Source organism: Altererythrobacter sp. (assembly GCF_050299635.1).
In the GTDB taxonomy this organism is placed as follows: Bacteria; Pseudomonadota; Alphaproteobacteria; order Sphingomonadales; family Sphingomonadaceae; genus Erythrobacter.
This window is the reverse complement of sequence record NZ_JBNKWF010000065.1, coordinates 1-733: the sequence shown is the minus strand read 5'-3', so window position 1 is coordinate 733 and position 733 is coordinate 1. Positions and strand designations below refer to the sequence as shown.

Below are 733 nucleotides of genomic sequence, written 5' to 3'. Positions count from 1 at the left end.
TTGCCCGCTACCGCCGCGCGGAACACGTCGCCTTCGGGGCAGAAAGCCAGCCGCTGCTGCCATGGCCGGTATTTCGGCGTGAAATGCGGTTCGAACTCGAAATCGGGCTTGCCGGTGAAGGCGCGGACAAGCTCCTTCAGCTCCTCGAACACAACATCGGGTTCCTCGATGCATCGGCGCGTCATCAGGTCCTGATCGTGCATGATCTGCTGGCGCACCACGCGGTGCACGGTGGGTTCGTCTATCCCCACTTCGCGCAGCCGGTCAGCCAGTTCATTCTTGTTCTCGCTGCAGAAGAAATAGGTCGGCGAGCGCTGCAGCATGGTCACATGCGCGGCCTTTTCGGCGAAGGCCGGGATCACCGTGGCGGCGGTCGCACCCGATCCGATCACCAGAATGCGTTTGCCGCTGTAGTCGTAGTCCGGGTCCCACAGCTGGGCATGGACGAAGTCACCCTTGTAGTCGCCCAGACCGCGCTCGTACCATTCAGGCGGAATGTAGGGCTTCTCGTGATCGTAATAGCCCTGGCACATCCACAGGAAGCTGCAGGTGAAGACCTGCACCGCGCCATCGGCAAGGCGGGTCGCCTCGACGGTCCAGAGATTGGTTTCGCGCGAGAAGGAACAGCGCATGATCCGGTGGCCATAGCGGATGTGCTGGCCGATCCCGTTCTCCTCGATCACCTCGCCCATATATTTGAGGATCTCTTCCGCGCTGGCGATGGGCGCACCAA

1 protein-coding gene is annotated in these 733 nt (G+C 61.8%); it reads right to left on the bottom strand.

Annotated elements, in window-relative coordinates:
• A partial coding sequence (locus ACQY6C_RS14825) for a flavin-containing monooxygenase (RefSeq protein WP_427970057.1) occupies nt 1-733 on the bottom strand: 733 nt, incomplete at both ends.